General features: G+C 78.6%; 1 protein-coding gene and 1 pseudogene. Both read right to left on the reverse strand.

The window, feature by feature from the left end; translation table 11 throughout:
* Window positions 1–494: pseudogene (locus tag AB0B01_RS30710) on the reverse strand (glycosyltransferase family 9 protein); the annotation flags it as partial.
* A gap of 25 nt (window positions 495–519) precedes the next feature.
* A partial coding sequence (gene rfaE2, locus AB0B01_RS30715; protein ID WP_361726231.1) for a D-glycero-beta-D-manno-heptose 1-phosphate adenylyltransferase occupies window positions 520–1,482 on the reverse strand: 963 nt, incomplete at its 5' end.

A 1,482-nucleotide genomic window follows, 5' to 3' on the forward strand; every position in this document is an offset into this window, starting at 1 on the left:
TTCATCCCGGATTTGGGGTGGGTGGAGCACGGGACTGCCGGACCGAGCAGCGGCCGGCACCAGCGCACCCGCTCGTGCTCGTCCGCACGCCAATGCGGCCCGGTGATCTCCGGCAGCTCGGCATGCCGGAAACCGAACAGCCGGCGCGGTCGCAGCCGCTGGAGCAGCAGCCGGCTCGGCGGCCCGTTGCCGTGCAGGTCGACCCCGCTGTCCGGGGGCGGCCCGGACCAGTCCAGCTCGCCCGGGACGGCACGCCCCGGCGCGTACGCGGGCAGCAGGCGGTCCACCAGCCCGGTGGCGCGGGCCGCCTCGGCCAGCCGGTCGGGGGCGGCCAGGACGAGCTCGTGGTGGGGCAGCGCCCGGCGCAGGGCGCGCAGCGCGGGCACTGCGGTGAGCAGGTCCCCCAGCCCCAGCGCGCGCAGCACCAGGACACTGGGCCTTGGGTGCGGCCCGGCCGGGGAGGCCCCTCGGCCCGGCTCACCGGCCCGTGTCATCGCCGGTCCCCGCCGGCTCCGGGCCTCACCCGCTCTCACCGCTGCTGCTGACCGCGGCGGCATGCGCGGCGCGGCGGGCGAGGCGGCTCGTGGACCGTCCGTCCAGGTACGGCAGCACGACCGCCTGGCCGCCCCACGCCCGCAGCACCGAGGCTTCCGGCAGGTCCTCCGCCGAGTAGTCGCCGCCCTTGACCCACACGTCGGGCCGCAGGGAGTGCAGCAGCACCGCCGGGGTGTCCTCCTCGAAGGCGACCACGGCGTCCACGCTGGCGAGCGCCGCCAGGACGCGCATCCGGTCCTCCAGCGGCGTCAGCGGACGCCCCGGCCCCTTCAGCCGTCTGAGCGAGTCGTCCGAGTTCACGCACACGATCAGGCAGTCCCCGATCCGCCGGGCACTGTCCAGCAGCCCCACGTGGCCCGCGTGCAGCAGGTCGAAGCAGCCGCCGGTGGCCACGACCGTGCCGCCGCGCGCCCGTACGGCCTCGGCGAGCGCGAAGACGTCGTCGTCCGCGCGGGGGTCGGCGCCGGCGGCCGGGCCCTGCCACAGCGCGGGGTCGCCGGCGCCCCCGGCCGCCACGAACGCGGCCGCCCCCGCCACCGCCTGCTGGACCGCCTCCTCCGGCAGGGCGCCGTCCGCGAGCGCGGCCGCCGCGAGGGCGGCGAAGCAGTCACCGGCCCCGCACGGATCGCCCGCGGCCCGATAGGGCGCGGGGACCAGCATCGGTGCGGTCGAGCGCGCCCGGGCCAGCAGCACCCCCCGGTCCCCGAGGGTGACCGCGACCGAGGCCGCTCCCCACCGTTCGGCCAGGTCGGCGCCCCGCCGGGCGTGGGCCCCCAGCGAGTCGCCCTCGTCCGGGCTGAGCGCCGCCGCCTCGGCCGCGTTGGGGGTGACCAGACGGGCCCCCGGCACGGGAGCTCCGCCCCGCGGGTGCGGATCCCATACGAGGGGTACGCGGTGCGCCGCCTCGGCGAGCATCGGGCGTACGGC

The organism is Streptomyces sp. NPDC044571 (assembly GCF_040647115.1).
Lineage (GTDB): Bacteria > Actinomycetota > Actinomycetes > Streptomycetales > Streptomycetaceae > Streptomyces.